Source organism: Brumimicrobium aurantiacum (assembly GCF_003402975.1).
Taxonomy (GTDB): domain Bacteria; phylum Bacteroidota; class Bacteroidia; order Flavobacteriales_D; family Crocinitomicaceae; genus Brumimicrobium; species Brumimicrobium aurantiacum.
This window is the reverse complement of record NZ_QURB01000004.1, coordinates 1-17,165: the sequence shown is the minus strand read 5'-3', so window position 1 is coordinate 17,165 and position 17,165 is coordinate 1. Positions and strand designations below refer to the sequence as shown.

15 protein-coding genes, 1 rRNA gene and 1 riboswitch are annotated in these 17,165 nt (G+C 32.5%); of the genes, 9 read left to right on the top strand and 7 right to left on the bottom strand.

Going from position 1 to position 17,165, the window contains the following annotated elements:
• Positions 1 to 46: 46 nt before the first annotated feature.
• From DXU93_RS07680 to DXU93_RS07655, 6 genes are all read right to left on the bottom strand, one after another.
• The gene (locus tag DXU93_RS07680; protein ID WP_116880700.1) at positions 47 to 2,089 is read right to left on the bottom strand and encodes an OmpA family protein; all 2,043 of its coding nucleotides are present in this window, start codon (positions 2,087 to 2,089) and stop codon (positions 47 to 49) included.
• Positions 2,090 to 2,173: 84 nt separating this feature from the next.
• On the bottom strand, positions 2,174 to 3,160 hold the full coding sequence (locus DXU93_RS07675) for a T9SS type A sorting domain-containing protein (RefSeq protein ID WP_116880699.1): 987 nt from the start codon (positions 3,158 to 3,160) through the stop codon (positions 2,174 to 2,176).
• On the bottom strand, positions 3,153 to 4,211 hold the full coding sequence (locus DXU93_RS07670) for a YncE family protein (protein ID WP_116880698.1): 1,059 nt from the start codon (positions 4,209 to 4,211) through the stop codon (positions 3,153 to 3,155). Before DXU93_RS07670 ends, DXU93_RS07675 begins: the two co-directional genes overlap by 8 nt.
• Positions 4,198 to 6,132: a TonB-dependent receptor gene (locus DXU93_RS07665; RefSeq protein WP_165851363.1), complete on the bottom strand. Its 1,935-nt coding sequence runs from the start codon at positions 6,130 to 6,132 to the stop codon at positions 4,198 to 4,200. Before DXU93_RS07665 ends, DXU93_RS07670 begins: the two co-directional genes overlap by 14 nt.
• A gap of 62 nt (positions 6,133 to 6,194) precedes the next feature.
• Positions 6,195 to 7,160, bottom strand: coding sequence for a T9SS type A sorting domain-containing protein (locus tag DXU93_RS07660; RefSeq protein ID WP_116880696.1), 966 nt, complete (start codon positions 7,158 to 7,160; stop codon positions 6,195 to 6,197).
• A gap of 137 nt (positions 7,161 to 7,297) precedes the next feature.
• A riboswitch (cobalamin riboswitch) is annotated at positions 7,298 to 7,488 on the bottom strand.
• A gap of 137 nt (positions 7,489 to 7,625) precedes the next feature.
• Positions 7,626 to 8,072: a hypothetical protein gene (locus DXU93_RS07655; protein WP_116880695.1), complete on the bottom strand. Its 447-nt coding sequence runs from the start codon at positions 8,070 to 8,072 to the stop codon at positions 7,626 to 7,628.
• Positions 8,073 to 8,443: 371 nt separating this feature from the next.
• Between DXU93_RS07655 and DXU93_RS07650 the strand changes: the two genes are divergently transcribed.
• The 6 genes from DXU93_RS07650 to DXU93_RS07625 all read left to right on the top strand — a co-directional run bounded on the left by DXU93_RS07650 (position 8,444) and on the right by DXU93_RS07625 (position 13,170).
• Positions 8,444 to 9,583 carry an ABC transporter substrate-binding protein gene (locus DXU93_RS07650; protein WP_116880694.1) on the top strand — a complete coding sequence of 380 codons (1,140 nt, stop codon included), beginning with the start codon at positions 8,444 to 8,446 and terminating at the stop codon, positions 9,581 to 9,583.
• Positions 9,584 to 9,619: 36 nt separating this feature from the next.
• Entirely contained in the window at positions 9,620 to 10,618 is a 999-nt protein-coding gene (locus DXU93_RS07645) for a FecCD family ABC transporter permease (protein ID WP_116880693.1), read from the top strand.
• Complete coding sequence (locus DXU93_RS07640; protein WP_123776082.1) at positions 10,618 to 11,346, top strand: ABC transporter ATP-binding protein; 729 nt, start codon at positions 10,618 to 10,620, stop codon at positions 11,344 to 11,346. Before DXU93_RS07645 ends, DXU93_RS07640 begins: the two co-directional genes overlap by 1 nt.
• Before the next feature lie 82 nt (positions 11,347 to 11,428).
• Positions 11,429 to 12,016, top strand: coding sequence for a nitroreductase family protein (locus DXU93_RS07635; protein WP_116880691.1), 588 nt, complete (start codon positions 11,429 to 11,431; stop codon positions 12,014 to 12,016).
• Positions 12,001 to 12,396, top strand: coding sequence for a hypothetical protein (locus tag DXU93_RS07630; RefSeq protein ID WP_116880690.1), 396 nt, complete (start codon positions 12,001 to 12,003; stop codon positions 12,394 to 12,396). Before DXU93_RS07635 ends, DXU93_RS07630 begins: the two co-directional genes overlap by 16 nt.
• Positions 12,397 to 12,399: 3 nt before the next feature.
• Entirely contained in the window at positions 12,400 to 13,170 is a 771-nt protein-coding gene (locus tag DXU93_RS07625) for an outer membrane beta-barrel protein (protein WP_116880689.1), read from the top strand.
• 3 nt (positions 13,171 to 13,173) lie between these two features.
• Here DXU93_RS07625 and mtaB read toward each other — a convergent pair whose 3' ends face one another.
• Positions 13,174 to 14,493, bottom strand: coding sequence for a tRNA (N(6)-L-threonylcarbamoyladenosine(37)-C(2))-methylthiotransferase MtaB (gene mtaB / locus DXU93_RS07620; protein WP_116880688.1), 1,320 nt, complete (start codon positions 14,491 to 14,493; stop codon positions 13,174 to 13,176).
• Between the two features lie 202 nt (positions 14,494 to 14,695).
• On the opposite strand from mtaB, the gene DXU93_RS07615 reads away from it, so the two are divergent.
• From DXU93_RS07615 to DXU93_RS07605, 3 genes are all read left to right on the top strand, one after another.
• On the top strand, positions 14,696 to 15,055 hold the full coding sequence (locus DXU93_RS07615; RefSeq protein ID WP_116880897.1) for a BlaI/MecI/CopY family transcriptional regulator: 360 nt from the start codon (positions 14,696 to 14,698) through the stop codon (positions 15,053 to 15,055).
• 3 nt (positions 15,056 to 15,058) lie between these two features.
• The gene (locus DXU93_RS07610) at positions 15,059 to 16,279 is read left to right on the top strand and encodes a M56 family metallopeptidase (RefSeq protein ID WP_116880687.1); all 1,221 of its coding nucleotides are present in this window, start codon (positions 15,059 to 15,061) and stop codon (positions 16,277 to 16,279) included.
• A 779-nt stretch (positions 16,280 to 17,058) separates the two neighbouring features.
• Positions 17,059 to 17,165, top strand: a 16S ribosomal RNA gene (locus DXU93_RS07605); the annotation flags it as partial.

The following is a 17,165-nucleotide window of genomic DNA, read 5'->3' as shown; positions in this document are numbered from 1 at the left end:
AAGAGATAACAAAAACGCCAGATGACAATCTGGCGTTTTTTATGATTTATTTCTTCTGAATAACGAAATCAGTCCTTCTGTTTTTTCGTTTATTAGATTCACTGGTATTGGGTACTTTTGGTTGTGTTTGACCATATCCTTTTGCAGATAATCTTTGTTTGTCAATTCCATTCTCAATCAGAAAGTCTTTTACACCATTTGCCCTTTTCTCAGAAAGTTTCAAGTTTTTCTCAGCAATACCTTCATTATCTGTGTGCCCTTGAATAAGTATGTTATACTCTTCGTTTTCTTTTAAAAATCGAGCAAATTGCTTTAAAATAAATTTAGCTCTTTCTGATAGTTCATCAGAAGCAGTATTGTATAAAATGTCATTAATAGTATAAGGTTCACCCACTTCGATTTCTCGAACCATCATGTCTTTCGATTCAATAGTCTCACCTTTTGCTAACTCCTCCTTGGTAATGATTTGCGAGTCAAAAGCATGTCCTTTTTTCTTGACGTTAACCATCACATCTTCATTGTCTTCGACTTTTACAACTGCTGCATATTTACCGTCATTACCATTTACCCTTACTTTTTCAACTTTGTCAGAATTTGAATAAGCAATTTCAACTTGAACATCTTCGACCGGAGAATTATCTTCCGTATTTAAGTTCCCTTTTACAATCGTTACTGCTTTTGGACGTGCCTCTTCATATAATTCAAAAGAATAAATATCCCAGATTCCACCCTGTCTAGAAGAAAAGTAAGCATCTTCACCATCAATCGATACAAATAATCCAATTTCATCTTCCTCTGAATTGATTGGATAACCAATGTTTTTTGGTTTTGACCATGAACCATCTTCTTGCTTTCTCATATAGAAAATGTCTGTTCCACCTAATCCTTTTCTTTGCTCACTTACACTTGAAACAAAATAAAAAGTTTCACTATCTTGATGGAAAAACGGACTTTTATCTTTTCCTGCCGTGTTTACTTCTGCAAAAGGTTGTGATGGTCCCCAAGAACCATCAGATAGTCTTTTGGAATAAAATATATCATCATTTTGTGTGGTAGGACGAATCGCTGAAAAATATAGCGTATTTCCATCAGCTGACATTGTTGGTTGACCTTCCCAACCATCATTTGTGTTGATACCATCACCTAAGTTTTCTAATTCAGTCCATACATAATCATTTCCTCCTTCTCCCGTTCTTTCATAATAAGTTCTGTACAAATCACAATTTCTATAGTTTTGACCTCTTACATTTTCATCTTTACATGCACAGATAATCATTTCCTTATTATCAACAGAAAGTGTTGCAGCTCCATAACTGTCAAATACTCCATTGTTAAATGGTGATGCTAGTGGATTCCCTCCGTCAAATGGAGTGTTTTTGTTTTTTCTTTTGGACCATGTAAACTCTTCATTTATTGTAGAAATAATGTCTCCTTTCGCTGTTCTATCAACTCTTCGTGTATAGAAAATTAACTCGTTGTCTGGAGAAATCATAGGGAAATATTCATCTCGTAAAGTACTCACATTTTCAACTTTACTTGGTGAGAAAGGAACTGCATTGTCATAAAATGATTGCTCTTCTTTGAATTTAGAAAGAACTTCTGCTACGTCATTTAAACGTTTCTCACGATCATCAGAAAAACGATCCATATCATCATGATCAAAATCATTAAATTTTTGGAAGTATTTTACAGCTTCTTTTTCGTTTTGAAAAGTATAATTGATTACACCAAGATAATAATAGCAGTTTGCATGAAAATTAGAACATCGATCTATCGTTTTATTAAAGAGACCTTCGGCGACTTTCATATAACTATCACCTCTTTTAGGATCTGGATCTGAATTGTATAAATCTAATCCATTATTATAGGCATACATCGCAAATTCATAGTATGCTGTAGCATTGTCTGGCTCTTCAGAAATGGCTTCTCTAAATAATTTAGAGGCCTCTGGTGGAGCTTCTTTTTTAGCTTTTTCAATAAGTTTTTTCACCTTTTTACCAGGTGGCAAACATGCTTCATCTTCTACTTGTGAAAATACAAATGATACAGAAAATAAAAGAAAGATTATAAGTGAATAGTTTTTAGCCATATTGTAATGTTTACTTCAATAAAATATAGTCATTATAACGCTTTCTTGAAATAAATGTTACAGTTTTTATGAATTAAAACACTTTTATTTTACGACTATTTTTTCACTATGAATACTATTCTTCCCTATAAATTGAATAAAGTAAATCCCTTTTGGTAGATTAGTTTGAATCGATTGCTTTGAATTATTGACGTTAATTACTTGAACATTTTGTCCAATATTATTTGTAATTCTAATTTCCTTAATCTGTGGAGCGTCAAACTGAATATTTATAATTCCTCTACTAGGATTTGGATAAATTGAGTAAGTATAGTTTTCAGAGTTAAGATTTAAAACTTGCTCATGGATTACTCCAACAGCGTTCAAATCAAAACCTCCAGTCCCAAAAGGCGTTGGAAAAGGATCATTAATTAAATTCCCTTGTGCATCATGAGTTCCATGCTCATCTAACGAACCTACTACATCGATAATTTTAATATGAGTTATGCTATTGATATCTATTCCTGTACTGTCAGACAACTCTTCTAAATCAAATGGAGTTCCAAAGCCTACCTTGTATTTACCTGCTAAATTGTGAATGTCTGTAGGCTGAACCATTCCAAATCCTCCAATTTCGTTATTGGTTTGTGTAAGAGAGTGTGAAGGGAAACGAACATAGTTGATTCCATCCGAACTGACCTCTACATGAGCCAATTCTAAAAAAGTATTGGTAACTCCATTTTCAAAAACTGCGAAGTCGGGTCCTGTTCCATTCATGATAGGAGTTAAGAATGTAACTATTGCAATACCACTATCTCCTAATGAAACAGCATCCGTTGATGTATTTGACGCTGGTCCTATTGCATCAACTGGAGCGCCAAAAGTAGCTTTGTTTGAACCTTGATAATAAACTGAAGTATCACTTATGTTTACGAATCCTCTCTCTATTTCTACGTGAGTAGCCCAACTTTTTATAATTGTTGAATCGTGGGCAATAGCTGTTGTTCCAGTTTCTCCTGCAGCTGGCGCATAAGTTTGAGCTTTTGAAAAACCTAAGAATGCTACGAAAATAATTGTGATGTACTTATTCATAATGAATTGTTGTATTTGGGTTTAACCCTACTTTTATACTATTAGTTAATTGACCTGTTAAATTGAAAAATCTTAAATATCCAGTGTTGGTGAAATCCATTGCGTCTTGACAAATTAGCTCATCTTCAAGATATGGAGTAACACCGTAAAGTGTTGTTATGTCTTGATTATTGATAAAGTTGTTGGTAATGATTGTTTGTGATGCACAATCATAAATAGAAACCGCCGAAGAACCACTTCCATGATCAAAATAACTTAAATACAATTGATTATTCCTCATTGATAATGAAGTTGCTGTAATTCCAAGATTTGTTATTGTTTTACTCTGTGTATTAATTCTTATTAATTCCGCAGGATCAGAAGCGTAATCTCCTCTTTTTACTACATAAACGTTATCAAATTCATCTGCGATTATAGCTCCTGGATTTTTACCCACAGTGAAGGTATCTACAACATTTAAAGTATTTAAATCTATTTGAAAAACTGTTGTATCTGGATTTTGAAAATCTAATCCTCCTGAGTTTGCAACATATAAAGATTGATTTGACACACAAATTCCTTCAGGATTTCTTCCTACTTTAATACGTTTGGTTATGTTTAAAGAGGTTGTGTCTATTGCAGTAACATATCCATCAAAACTCGTGACATAAATGGCATTTTCATGATAAGCAATCTTACGGGGTTCTTGTGATTGATTGTTGTAGTTAAATTGAATTTGCCCAATACTTTTTAAACTTTTTTTATCCAAAATTTCTAGGGTACTTGATCCTGTAACAGTGATATATATTTTCCCTCCATAACTCACCATATCATTTCCTGTATCGCCCAATAATCGATCGTTTATGTTTAAGAAAAGATTCTCTGTCACTTCTCCGTTTTCTAAATCTACCCATGTTAAGCTACTGTTGTTGTGCTGGAATAATCCTTCGTTTAACACCAACAAACCGTTCTTAAAACCATCTTTACCAGTAATGACTTGATCGTCTTTTTCTTCTTTCTTACAAGAAGTAGCAAAAAGAAGTAGGATTAAAGTGTATTTAATTAAATTCATAACTAAGTTTTAAAAAGTAATTTCTTCCTGGCATCACATAATATTTAATAAAGTTATATGAGATGTCACCAACATTTTTGAAGCCAGCTTGAAGTTTGATGTTTTGATTCTTATTTAATTTGAAATTATAACTCGCTGAAAGATCAAAAATCAAATAGGGATCTAATCTATTTCCGTTTGAATTTTCATTTAAACTATAGCGTTCTCCAATGTAAAGTGATGTAAAATATAATCCAGCCTTTTTGTAATGAACACTAGCCATAGCATTACCAGTAATTTTAGGAGTGTATGCAATTTGATCGCGGTAGGTAGGAGAGTGCTCATCACTTACATCAATTGCATTTTGAAAACTTGCACCTGCCTGAAAGTTAAGCTTCCAATTTTTGCGAATCGCTGTTCGGCTTGTTATGTGTAAATCTCCTCCTAAAATATCAACCCTTCCGATATTTTGAATTGACCAAACGAATAAATTCTGTGTTGGTAATGCAATGATTTTGTTGTCAACCTTGTTTTTAAAAACATTCCCCTGAATTTGAAAGAGTGTCTTTTTAATTTGCTTGATATATCTAGCCCCAAAATTAATTTGTGATGATTCTTCAGGAGATAAATCTTTGTTCCCTATTTGAGAGTAATACAATTCATTAAACGTCGGTGCGCGAGAAGATGGTTTATACCAAATAGAAAGTTGTAGATTTTTAAAAAGTGAATCGGATGTAAATACCGAAAGTTGAGGGTGTAATTTATAATAACTATTTCGGTGGGTTTGTATGTCATTTGCATCAATGAAACTTTGGTAAAAAGCACTTGCAGCAACATTGAAAAAAGTGGTGTTGTATTTCAATTTTAACATTGAAGTATTGGTCATTCTTTCAGGTTGTCCGATGTTTCTTGAACTTTCTAAAACGTCAAAATTAATGTCGTGACCCAAGTTGAAGTCGAAGTTATTCCATTTATAGCGTGTATGAAAACCCGAAATAATTGAATTAGTGGTATACTTATTATCCAAAAAACCATCACTGTTGAGATAGGTTGGATCATTGTAATGTATATAATGATTGTTATATGTAGCAAAAGCTTTAACCATTAAATTTCGATTCAATAAAGTGTAATTAAGGCCAAGACTAGTAACTTCGGTTTCTAATGTTTCAGATGCTAAATCATTGTAAATGATTACCGCTCCAGGTAGTTCTTGTTGAATAACATTTCTTTTTGCCGAAAACTTCAACTTCTGAATGGTAACATTCTTTTTCCATCTAAGCCCTCCACCAACTGAAAAGTGATAATTTTCTAAAGCGTTATTTCGTCTATATTTTATTGATTCGTCTCCAAATGGTAGTTGATATGGATATTCACCATCATAAGTCCTATAACCACCTGTAGCACTTATAAATGTTTTTTTGTTTGATTTTTTAAATCCTAGGTAGGCTTCTTTTTGACCAAAACTTCCTAAGGTTAAATTACTTCGTATTGCGATTTTTGAATTGGAAAATTGTTGATCAAATGTTTTTAATTGAACTGAACTACCTTTGATTAATCCAGAAACCGGAATAAGCTGTTCTGTGTTTTGTTGGTTTAAACCTACTTCTTCAACATTGTTTAATTGAATGTTGGACAAATTGGTTTGACCATTTTGAGGATTATTAATTGGTAATCCGTCGATAATAAGTTGTGAATGTTCACCTCCAAGTCCTCGGTGAGAAAGTGTTTTCATTCCTCCAATTCCACCATAACTTTTGATGGTTAAACCGGTGATGTATTGAAGTATTCCTCCCAAATCATTTGAAGAAATATGTTGAATTTCATTTTTAGTTAAAGTGGTGTGCTGTTCTATTTTTTGATGATTCCCCTTAATGGTCACTTCTTGGAAATGTGTTGTATCTTCTTCTTGAGCGAATAAAAAATGGGGTATAAAAAATAGCAAGATACATTTAGTAATGTTACTTAGTACCTTGCTATTTCTAGTAGTAGAGGTCATAAACCTGATTATCTAATAATTAGTTTTTGTGTTCCAAAACTGTTTCCAGTTGAAACTTTTACAATGTAGATTCCAGAGTTTAAGCTCGAAATGTCAATTGTACTCAATCCATTATGAGTAAATGATTTTACAATTGATCCGTTTGTATTAAAGATTTTATATTCACCAGCATCACCAGAAATATTCAAAGTAGATGTTGCTGGATTAGGATATAATGAAAATTGAGCAATTTCATTTTTCGTTAATCCTGTTGTGTTTTCATACTTAATGTTATCAAGTGCAAAATATGTTGGAGTATTTAAACCAAATTCTCCAACGTCAGAAGAATTGAATGAGAATGTTAAATAGTTGATGTCTGTAAACGCAGTAAGGTCTACTGGTGTCCATGTATCAATAATGTAATCATCATTGTCGTCAGAGAAACGGAAATCAGCTAAATAGAAAGTGATTGAATCTGTTTTTGCTCCTGTAGCGTCATGATTATAAATTACAATGTTGAAGAAGTCTTCTCCGTTTGTACCATCATCTGCACCACTCGCGTCATTTGGAGATCCAAATTCTTTTGCAAAAGCGTCACCATCTTTCATTGAATAATATGCGTAAGTTGTGTTGGTGATGTCTATGCTAGATATTCTTGCGTGAGAATCTGGGAAATGCATTGTATCTCCACTATGGTAAACGGCATAAATCTCAGAATTGTCAGCTCCACTTCCTGGAATAGCGCTATATTGATTACCGTAACCTGTTGTTGTATTGTCAGTAATGTTTGAATATGAAAAACCATTCCATGATCCCCATGCAGTATTGTACTCATTTTCAAAAGTTACTCCACCAGAAGTAAATCCACCTGCTTCATCACTACCGTTGTAATAAGACTCTGGGTCTAAAGTTAAGTCTTCGAAATCGACTGTTGTTTGCGCTTTTAGAGTTGTTACAGCAAGGAGCGCGCTTGCTAAAAAGTAAATTTTCTTCATTTTTTTAATTTTTAATGAATTATGAATAAAAATGAAGACACCAAATCGAGTGTTGAACCCTAAAGAATAGAAATATCAATACTGAGAATATAAAATATGCGCAGTACTTTGATAAGTCCGACTTTAATCTGAAGTCTCCTTAAAACGCATTTTAGATAAGTCTTCTGACTTACTCTTTTTTCTTTTCTACCTTCCCAACCGTCAGGCGACGTGTCAGTGGTTTTTAGAAAAGATCTTTAAGAGCTTACAGCTGCAGATACAGTTCTTGATTTTCACAAGATTCCTTACTATATGATTCTCACATATAATCTAAAATGTAGTACAAAGGTATAGCGATTTTTCAATTAAACAAATTAGATTTTAAACTTAACATTGGTCAACTTATGCTATTTAACTTTTAGCCATAAAAAAAGTCCATAATATACATTGTACATTATGGACTTTTGAAAAGTTATTTTGTTGACTCTAGTAACCTTCTAGTAAAATAACGCGGCATGAATCTGTATCCAATTCAGTTAGTCCTTGGAATAGAGTGAAACCTTCATCGTCTTTTACATAATAGTAAAATGGTTCTGAATTTGATTTTTGTAATTCTTTGCTAAAACGAATAACGTTGGTTGAGTCACATGTTGGTGCTTCATCCCAAAAACTCTCCGTTGACGCATTTCCAAGAAATTCTTCATTTAAATAGAAGTCTACTTTTTTGATATCATCATTTACCAATGAATTAGACTGGTCTTCCTTTAACCAAAATATTACATCAGTTGTATATAAACATGATTTGTCACTAATATTCGCTGATGCATCATAATTGTCGGCGTCTGGATTTGTACATCCTTCCTTCTTACAACTTGAGAATAACATCGCTCCTGAAAGGAAAAGGCCTAAAGAAAGTAATTTTATTGTTTTCATGGTAATATAAAGTTTGATCTAATTTGAATCGAATTAAAATGATAAACATTTAATAGTTAACGTATTCATAAATGTTCACGCTGTAAATATCTATATTTTTTTTGTCTTATGAAATTTTATATTGGCTAATCTGATTTTTCATTTCTTAATCAATACTTTTATTCTACTCATGAATATTTTAAATTAAAATACATCTATTATTTTGAAATAGGTTGTATTCTATCTGATAATTAATAGTATAGCGCTTTACTTTATGATTGTTTAAACTGTAGAAAAGGCTTTTTTTTCGGTTATTTCTTTTGATAAAAGACCTGTTGTTAAGGATAAGAATTACTTTTGTTTACTTTATTTACCCTCTATAATACTGAAAAATGAATCGTAGATTGAAATTAAATGGTACCATATTGTTGATGTTTCTTTTGGTTTTTACCCAAAGTTCATGTGAGACAACTGATTCTTCTAAGGTAACTCAATCCAATGCAAGAGTAAAAAGTGATACACTTCAAAATGATTTTGCAGAAGCATTCCAAATTATTCATCATCAAGGGTATATCGAAATTGTTGTACAAAATCCAGATGATTTATCACAAAGAGAATCTTATCGTGTGGCACAATCCAATTCTGTAAAGGGAAATTTTTTACCCTTGGAGATAGAAAAGGTAATTGCATTGTCAACTACGCATGTTGGAATGATGAGAGCCCTTGATTTGGATAATTCCATTGCTGGCGTTTCTGATTATAAATATTTATGTAATCCGGTTAGTAAATCAAATGTTGCTGAGGTTGGCCATTTAGGAATGGCGGACACAGAATCTTTTTTAAAGGTGAATCCTGATGTCATTTTGTATTCTGGCTTTAATGAAAAGTCACCAATTTTGAATAAACTGGAACAAGCAGGCTTGAAAACATTTAAAGTTTTTGAATGGAAAGAAACACATCCTTTGGGAAGAGCTGAATGGATTAAAGTATACGGAGCTTTGTTTAATAAAGAAATAGAAGCCAAAACAATTTATGAAGAGGTAAAATCTAAATATTTTACACTAAAAGATAAACTAAAACTTGAATCATCTTCTGAATCAATGTTTGCTGGAACTTATTTTGGTGATGTTTTTAATGTTCCTGCAGGAGAAAGCTATATGGCACAATTGTTTGAAGATGCGAATATTAACTATGTATATGCTGACACTGAAGGAACTGGAAGTCTAAGCAAAAGTTTAGAAGAACTCTTAACTACTAATATGGAAACTCAATATTGGTTAAATGCTGGTGTTTCTAATAAGAGAGATTTACTTAAACAAAGTGCCAAATTTGAAATGTTAAACGCATTTGAAAAAGGAAAACTATATACCTACTTCAACAATAATAATTGTTTTTGGGAGAATTCTCCAATCGAACCTCATATTGTTTTAGAAGATCTTGCAAAAATATTTCACCCTCAACTCTTCGATAATCATGAATTGAAATATTATGAATTGTTAAAGCGTAATCAATCAGAAAGAATTACTGATTAAGCATTTGTATTTTTGCAATTGGATAGTATCAATAGGATGAATAGATCAAGAACAAAGTTTTGGCAATTAAGTATTTTTCTCACCATATTATTGGTTGGAATTGCTGTGCTTGATCTTATGTTAGGAAGTTTTGCATTGAGTTTTACAGATGTACTTAATGGTTTGTTTAATTACAATGAAAATTCAACGGCACAATTAACAGTTCGAATCTTTCGATTTCCAAGAGTGGTTACAGCTATTTTGGCTGGCGCAGCACTTTCAATTTCTGGCTTATTGATGCAAACGCTGTTTCAAAATCCACTGGCAGGACCTTATGTGTTGGGGATTAATTCGGGTTCTTCTTTAATGGTGGCGCTTTCTACAATGTCATCATTCTATTTTTTTGGAAGTGATTTAGGAATCGTTCTCGCAGCTATGGTAGGCGCGTTTGGAGCTGGAGTTTTTATTTTGTTTAGTTCATTGTTTACCAAGAATAAAGTTTCATTATTATTGATAGGTATAATGTTTGGAAGTTTTACAGGAGCAATAATTAGTGTTATTCAAGCTTATGCAGATCCTAACAATTTAAAAACATTTATGCTGTGGAGTTTTGGTTCATTGCAAGGCGTGGAATTTGACCAGTTAGGCATGTTAACATTGATCGTAGCAATCGGTTCTGTTTTCTCTTTATTATTGGTTAAACCCTTAAATCTAATGTTGCTTGGCGATAAAAATGCATCATTATTAGGGGTGAATGTAAAATCTATTCGCTTTTTGATTATTCTAGTTACTGCAATATTAACAGGAGTTGTAACTGCTTTTTGTGGTCCAATTGCTTTTGTAGGTTTAGTTGTTCCGAATATGATTAAAATGCTTTATAAAACCACAAATCATTACCATCTTTTAGTTGGAAGTTTATTGGGTGGAGCACTTCTTATTGTGGTTTGTGATGTAAGTATGCAATTGTTAATGCCTTTAATTAATTTACCTTTAAATGCCTTGACAGCGCTAATTGGAGCTCCTGTGGTGATGTGGATTATAATGAAAAAATTTTGATGCTAAATTTTAAAGACTTAAATATAGGATTTGCAAAAACAAAGAAAACAGAAGCTGTTAAGCTTTTTGATGCAGCCAATTTAAAGTTTGAAGCAGGCGATTTTGTAGCTGTTATTGGACCAAATGGTTCAGGGAAAACAACTTTGTTCAATACAATTTTAGGTCAGTTAACACCCTTGAAAGGTGAAATTTGTTTTGAAGAAAAGAACTGGTCGGCATTATCTAGAACAGAAAAAGCTAAGCACCTTAGTTTTGTTCCTTCCAAGTTTGAAGGAATTCAGCATTTAACAGTTTTTGATTTAATCGCAATGGGACGTGCCCCATACACGAATCTGTTGAATAAGTTGAGCTCAGAAGATCTCAGTGTGGTAGAAAAGGTTTTAGATCAATTAAATTTAAGTAAATATAAGTATAAAAATACCTTAAATTTAAGTGATGGAGAGCGCCAAATTGCAATGATTGGAAAAGCACTTGCTCAAGAATCTGAAATTATGATTCTCGATGAACCAACCGCATTTTTGGATTATAACAACCGAAGAAAAGTACTAAAACTACTTCAGCATATCGTAGAAGTCAATAATCAACTGGTCTTTATTTCATCTCATGATTTAGAATTATGTTTTGGATATTGCAACAGAATCATCGCCATTGATACCCGAAAAAATGAACTAGTGAACTTTAACGCTCCCTTTGATAAGGAGTTAATCATAAAAAAGGTATTCGAATAAGTCGTTTCCCTAAGTTTATCTTTTTTTCTTGAATACTCACGATATTCATAATATCTTTGTACACCGAAATACTTGATTAAAAATGAAATATAATTTAAGCGAAATAACAGCATTAATAAAAGATAGAAGAACGATTTCTCCTGATACTTTTAGTGACAGAAAAGTGCATAAGGAACAAATTGAACTTTTATTGAATAATGCCATCTGGGCGCCTACACATGGGATGACTCAACCTTGGAGATTTAAAGTCTTTATGGAGGAAGGAAAAGTAAAGTTGTCTGATTTTTTAAGTGATCTTTATTTAAAAACTACTCCTGAAGATAAAGTGATGACAAAGAAGCTGGAAAAGATCAAGAATAGAACGAATAAGGCATCTGCTATCATAGCCATTTGTATGGAAAGACAGGTCTCTGAAAAAATTCCAGAAATTGAAGAGATTGCAGCTGTTGCGTGTGCAGTACAAAATATGCACTTGACATGTACAGCCTATGGATTAGGAGGATTTTGGTCGTCACCTAAAATGGTATACTCAGATGAAATGAAAAACTTCTTAGATATTGGACCTGAAGATCTTTGTTTAGGGTTGTTCTATGTTGGCTATCCTGGAGAAGAATGGCCTAAAGGTCAACGTAAACCAATTGAATACGTAACAGAATGGATACAAAAGTAGAAAATATCATTGATTTAGGTTTGGTGAATTATGTTCGCCATCCGACCAACCCTAACTATGTAGTTTTTCGTTTCGCTAATGCAGTTAAAGCAAAAGACTTCGAAAAATCCTTGACAAATAACAAGGTTTGGTTTGAAAAAGGAGAGGAGGAAACAAGAGGAAAAACTTATATTCTTTTTGGAATTCATAATAGAGACTTTTCAAGAGTGGAAAGAATAAATTATGATGTAGAAGGTAGGAATAGAAGTTTCCTCATTCGCAATAAATTTCTTCGTTGGACGTTAGTTCTTTTCTCAATCGGAGTTATGATTCTAGCTACTGTCGGTTATTGTACACGACCAGATTTAGTGGAAGCAAATGTCGAAAATGTTATAAAATAGTTGATGAAGGTATATATGCTTATAATTCTCGTAGTTTCTTTTTTGTTCAGCGTATCAACACTTGAAGCCCAATCCTATCGTCCTAATGTAGAAAATTATTTCGGGGTTCAGGTAAAGCCTTTAATTCCTTTTGGCTTGGTAGGTGATAAGCCTTTTAGTATGGAAAATGGAGGGTTTGAAACAGAAATTTCTCCAATGTTAGGCTACACCTATGGTGGAGTTGTAAGAATAGGACTGACCGAATTATTGGCTATAGAAACAGGGCTAAACTATACTAGGAGAAACTATAAAGCTAGTTATTCTGTTGCTGATTCCAATGTTTACGCCGAGGATGAGTTAGGTTATGTAAGTTTTGAATTGCCAGTGAACTTTCTTGTTTATATTAAGCTTGGAAAACAATTTTATATGAATGTAGGAATTGGAGGTTCAGGAAATTTCAATGCCTCAAATATCCGATCATTAATTAATCCAGAAGGAAAGAACTTGTTTATTTTTGAAGGTAGACGTCAACATTATTTTGACTTTAACGTGAATGCAGATGTTGGTTTTGAATATAGAACCCCAAATAGTGGAGCAATATATTTTGGACTATCTGGACGAGTTCCCTTTTCTTCTACAATGGAAATTGCAACTGAATACCGTCATGGTACAACAAGTACTATTGCTTATGGAACTGTAGAAGGCTCAACTTTTTCATTAGCTTTGAAATACTTCTTTCATAACAATAAAAGGAAAAAAGGTACGCAATTTAATGGAGGACCAATTGAACAATAGAATTTAAGCCTCTATTGCTTCTTCAATTCGTTCAGCAAACATTAAACCGTCACTGTCAATTGATAAGTACTTAACTTTTTCCATTGTGTTTTCTAAACTTGGATCATATGGGTGTTTAACCTTGATGTAGTTTTCGGTAAATCCATTGATATAGCCATTGTCATTTTGACTTTCCCAAAGTACAGTTCCCGATTTACCAACTTGAGACTCGTAAAAAGCACGCTTCTTCTTCTCTGATAGAATACGTAACATTTTACTTCTTTCTTTACGTATATTCATTGGAATAACACCATCCATTTTCTTGGCTGTAGTGTTCGCTCGTTCTGAATATGTAAATACATGAAGATAAGAAATATTCAGTTCATTTAGGTAATTGTATGTTTCCATAAATGCTTCTTCTGTCTCTCCAGGAAAACCAACAATCACATCAACCCCAATACACGCATCAGGTGAAATCTTTTTGATTTGCTCAACGCGATCAGTATATGTTTCTCTTAAATACTTTCTACGCATTTTCTTTAACAATTCATCCGAACCCGATTGTAGAGGAATGTGAAAGTGAGGGACAAAATATTGTGAGTCAGTCAAACAAAAATCAATGATTTCATTACTTAATAGATTCGGTTCAATTGAAGAGATTCTAAATCGCTCAATTCCTTCGATTTTATCTAACTCCTTGATTAATCCGAAAAAGTTTTCCTCGCCTCCTTGACCAAAGTCACCAATATTTACTCCTGTTAAAACAATTTCTTTAACCTCAGTTTCTGAAATCTTTTTCGCTTCATTTACTGTGTTACTAATTGAAGTGTTTCTACTTTTTCCACGAGCCAATGGAATCGTACAAAAAGTACAGAAGTAATCACAACCATCTTGAATCTTTAAAAATGACCTTGTTCTATCTCCATATGAAAAAGAAGGTTTAAAGTCTTGGACTTTCTTGATTTTATCGTATTCAATTGTAACTCCTTCTAAAGTTTCTTGTTTTTCAATGTGTTTTATGATGTCAAACTTTTCATTTGCTCCAAGTACCATGTTTACACCATGAATTTCTGCAATCTTTTCTGGTTTTAATTGAGCATAACACCCAATTATGACGATGAAACTTTCTGGATTAACTTTTTTCGCTTTTTTTACCAATTGAACACACTTTTTATCAGCATTTTCAGTAACTGAACATGTGTTAATTACATATATGTCAGGAGTATTGTCAAAATCTACCTTTGCATATCCTGCCTCTTCGAAGTTACGTGCAATTGTACTCGTTTCTGAAAAATTAAGTTTACATCCTAAGGTGTAAAAAGCTACTTTTTTGTATTGACTCATAATAAACGCAAAATTAAGGAAAAACGTTTAATACACATGATAAAAAATAATGTCTCATCATAAAAAGTAGTTATTTAACCCAATAAGGATTGTAATAGATCTTTTGTCGAATAATTAAATTATTAGTTGTATAACTATAAAATTAGTTGTGTATTTAAAAATATAGTTATATAATTGTGTGAGATTTAGAAAGATGAAAGAAATGAAACAGGTAGAACTAACTAAGGCGGAAGAACAAGTGATGCATATTCTATGGCGAATAGAACGTGGTTTTGTAAAAGATGTAATCAAGGAGTTGGATGAACCTAAACCTGCTTACAGCACTGTATCTACAATTATTAGGATTTTGGTAGAAAAGAAAATAGTGAGTTATAAGGCCTATGGGAAGACACATGAGTATTTTCCATTAATCTCAAAAGAGGATTATTCTAAGCAGAAGATGGGAGAGATGATTCATAAACTTTTTGATGGTTCAACTCAAAAAATGCTCTCATTCCTTGTGAAAAAGGAGAAGTTAAGTCTTTCAGATTTAGATGAAATCATGCAAACCTTAAAAAAGTAAAGTATGACGGAGTTTATTATATTCAATATTTATTTTTTAATCTGCACCCTAGTTTATCGCTTCGTTTTAGATAAAAAAGGAGTGTTGAAATGGAATCGTTGGGTTCTGCTATTTATGCCAGTTTCCTTATGTTTAATCGTAAAAATGTCTAGCTTAATGACGGTGAATTCTAGTTTGTTTACTGTTGAGCTTGATTTTATTACAATTCAAAATACAGGTTTTGTTAAGGATGTAAACTTTGAAGAGTATTCTGTTTCTGAATGGATTTTAGTTTTTTACTTACTTGGAGTGTCTGTTTTTTGTATCTATCATATCTATAATTTTTTCAAGCTTTCTGTTTTAATTAGAAAATCTAAACTTCTTATGCTGTGTGATGATTACAAAGTGTTATCGTCTGAATTTAATGCATCATTTTTTAATATCATTTTTATTCAGAAAGGGCTTACGGAGTCAGAAGAGAGGTTAATTCTGGCGCATGAATATGCTCATGTACGCCAGAAGCATAGTTATGATCGGATTTTAGTTCTTATTGTCCAATCTCTCTGTTGGTTTAATCCGGCAGTCTACTTATGGAAGTCTGATGTTGAAAAGAATCATGAGTATTTGGCTGATCAAGAGGTTTTAAAGAGTATTGATAGAAAGGAATATACTTTGTTCTTACTCGAGCAACAATTGCAACTTAATTTAAATCAATTTCACCTTCCACTTAGTAATATGTCTAATTTAAAATCAAGAGTTATGAAAATGAACAGTAAAAAAGGCTCTGTTATGAGTTATTTGGTTCTTCCAGTTTTAGCTGTAGGAATGATGAGTAGTAGGTTTATACCTGAAGTACATAATCAAAATATTCAGTCTAGTATTAATTATGCTAATACAGAGGTAGGGAATCCAATCGAAAATCCTGATGAAATGCCTGAGTTTAAAGGAGGGATGGATGCCTTAGTTAATTATTTGTCTAATGAAATTGTATACCCTAAAGAATCTATGAAGAATAATTCGAGTGGGAAAGTGTTTTTGGAGGCAGTGATTACTGAAGAAGGTAAAGTCACGAAAGTGAAAGTGTTAAGGGGAGTAGATGAATTTATTGACGCTGAAGCTGTTCGCGTTTTTAATGCCATGCCAGATTGGATTCCTGCAGTGAAGGATGGGAGGAAAGTGGCTTGTGCTGTTACTTTACCTATTCATTTTGCACTAGATAATACTGAAAAAGGAAGTAAAGAGTAATCTAAACTATATATATAGTAAAAGTATTTGTTCCTTGAATATTGTTATTGAAGGCTATCATAAAACTATGGTAGCCTTTTTTATATAATACACCTTTCGTATGATGTTTTCATGCTTTCTTATAATTCAATGATAAATTCATGTTTTTTATACCTTATATATAAGGAGTGAAATTCAGTCATAAAAGAGTAATGATTGTAAAAAGCTATAAATTGTATTTAAGATAAGGGTAAAAGAGTTGATAATAGAGAACAAACCAAAATGTTGAATTTTTTTTTAAAATAATAACCCGTTAATAATAAGCGGTTAAGGATTAAGATTAAAAATAAATTAAATAAAGTTTATCAAAAAGCTTGTTTACTGATAAAAGCTCAGTATCTTTGCACCCCGCAAACGAGCGGTGAATAACTTGAAAAGCATTTAAGATTACGAATTAGCGATAAGGAGTGAGATTAAAAAAAAAAGATTAAATAAAATTTTCAAAAAAGCTTGTTACTTTAAATTTAGTAACTATCTTTGCACCCCGCAAACGAGCGAGGTTAGAAAATTAAAAAAGACTTCAAAAATCTTTTTTAAAATTTAATTCAAATAAAACTTGCAGGTTAAAAATTATTACTAATTTTGTCCTCCTCGAAACAAACGAGTTTAGGGAAAGCAAGATAAGGTTTTTAGTTATTGAATTAACGAGAAACAACAAATAAGTTCTTTGATAGATTGAGAAATAAGGAAACAGCGTAAATAAACGAAATTAAGAGCCATAACAAAATTCAAAGTCTTTTACAACGGAGAGTTTGATCCTGGCTCAGGATGAACGCTAGCGGCAGGCCTAACACATGCAAGTCGAGGGGTAACGAGAAGTGCTTGCACTTCGGCGACGACCGGCGCA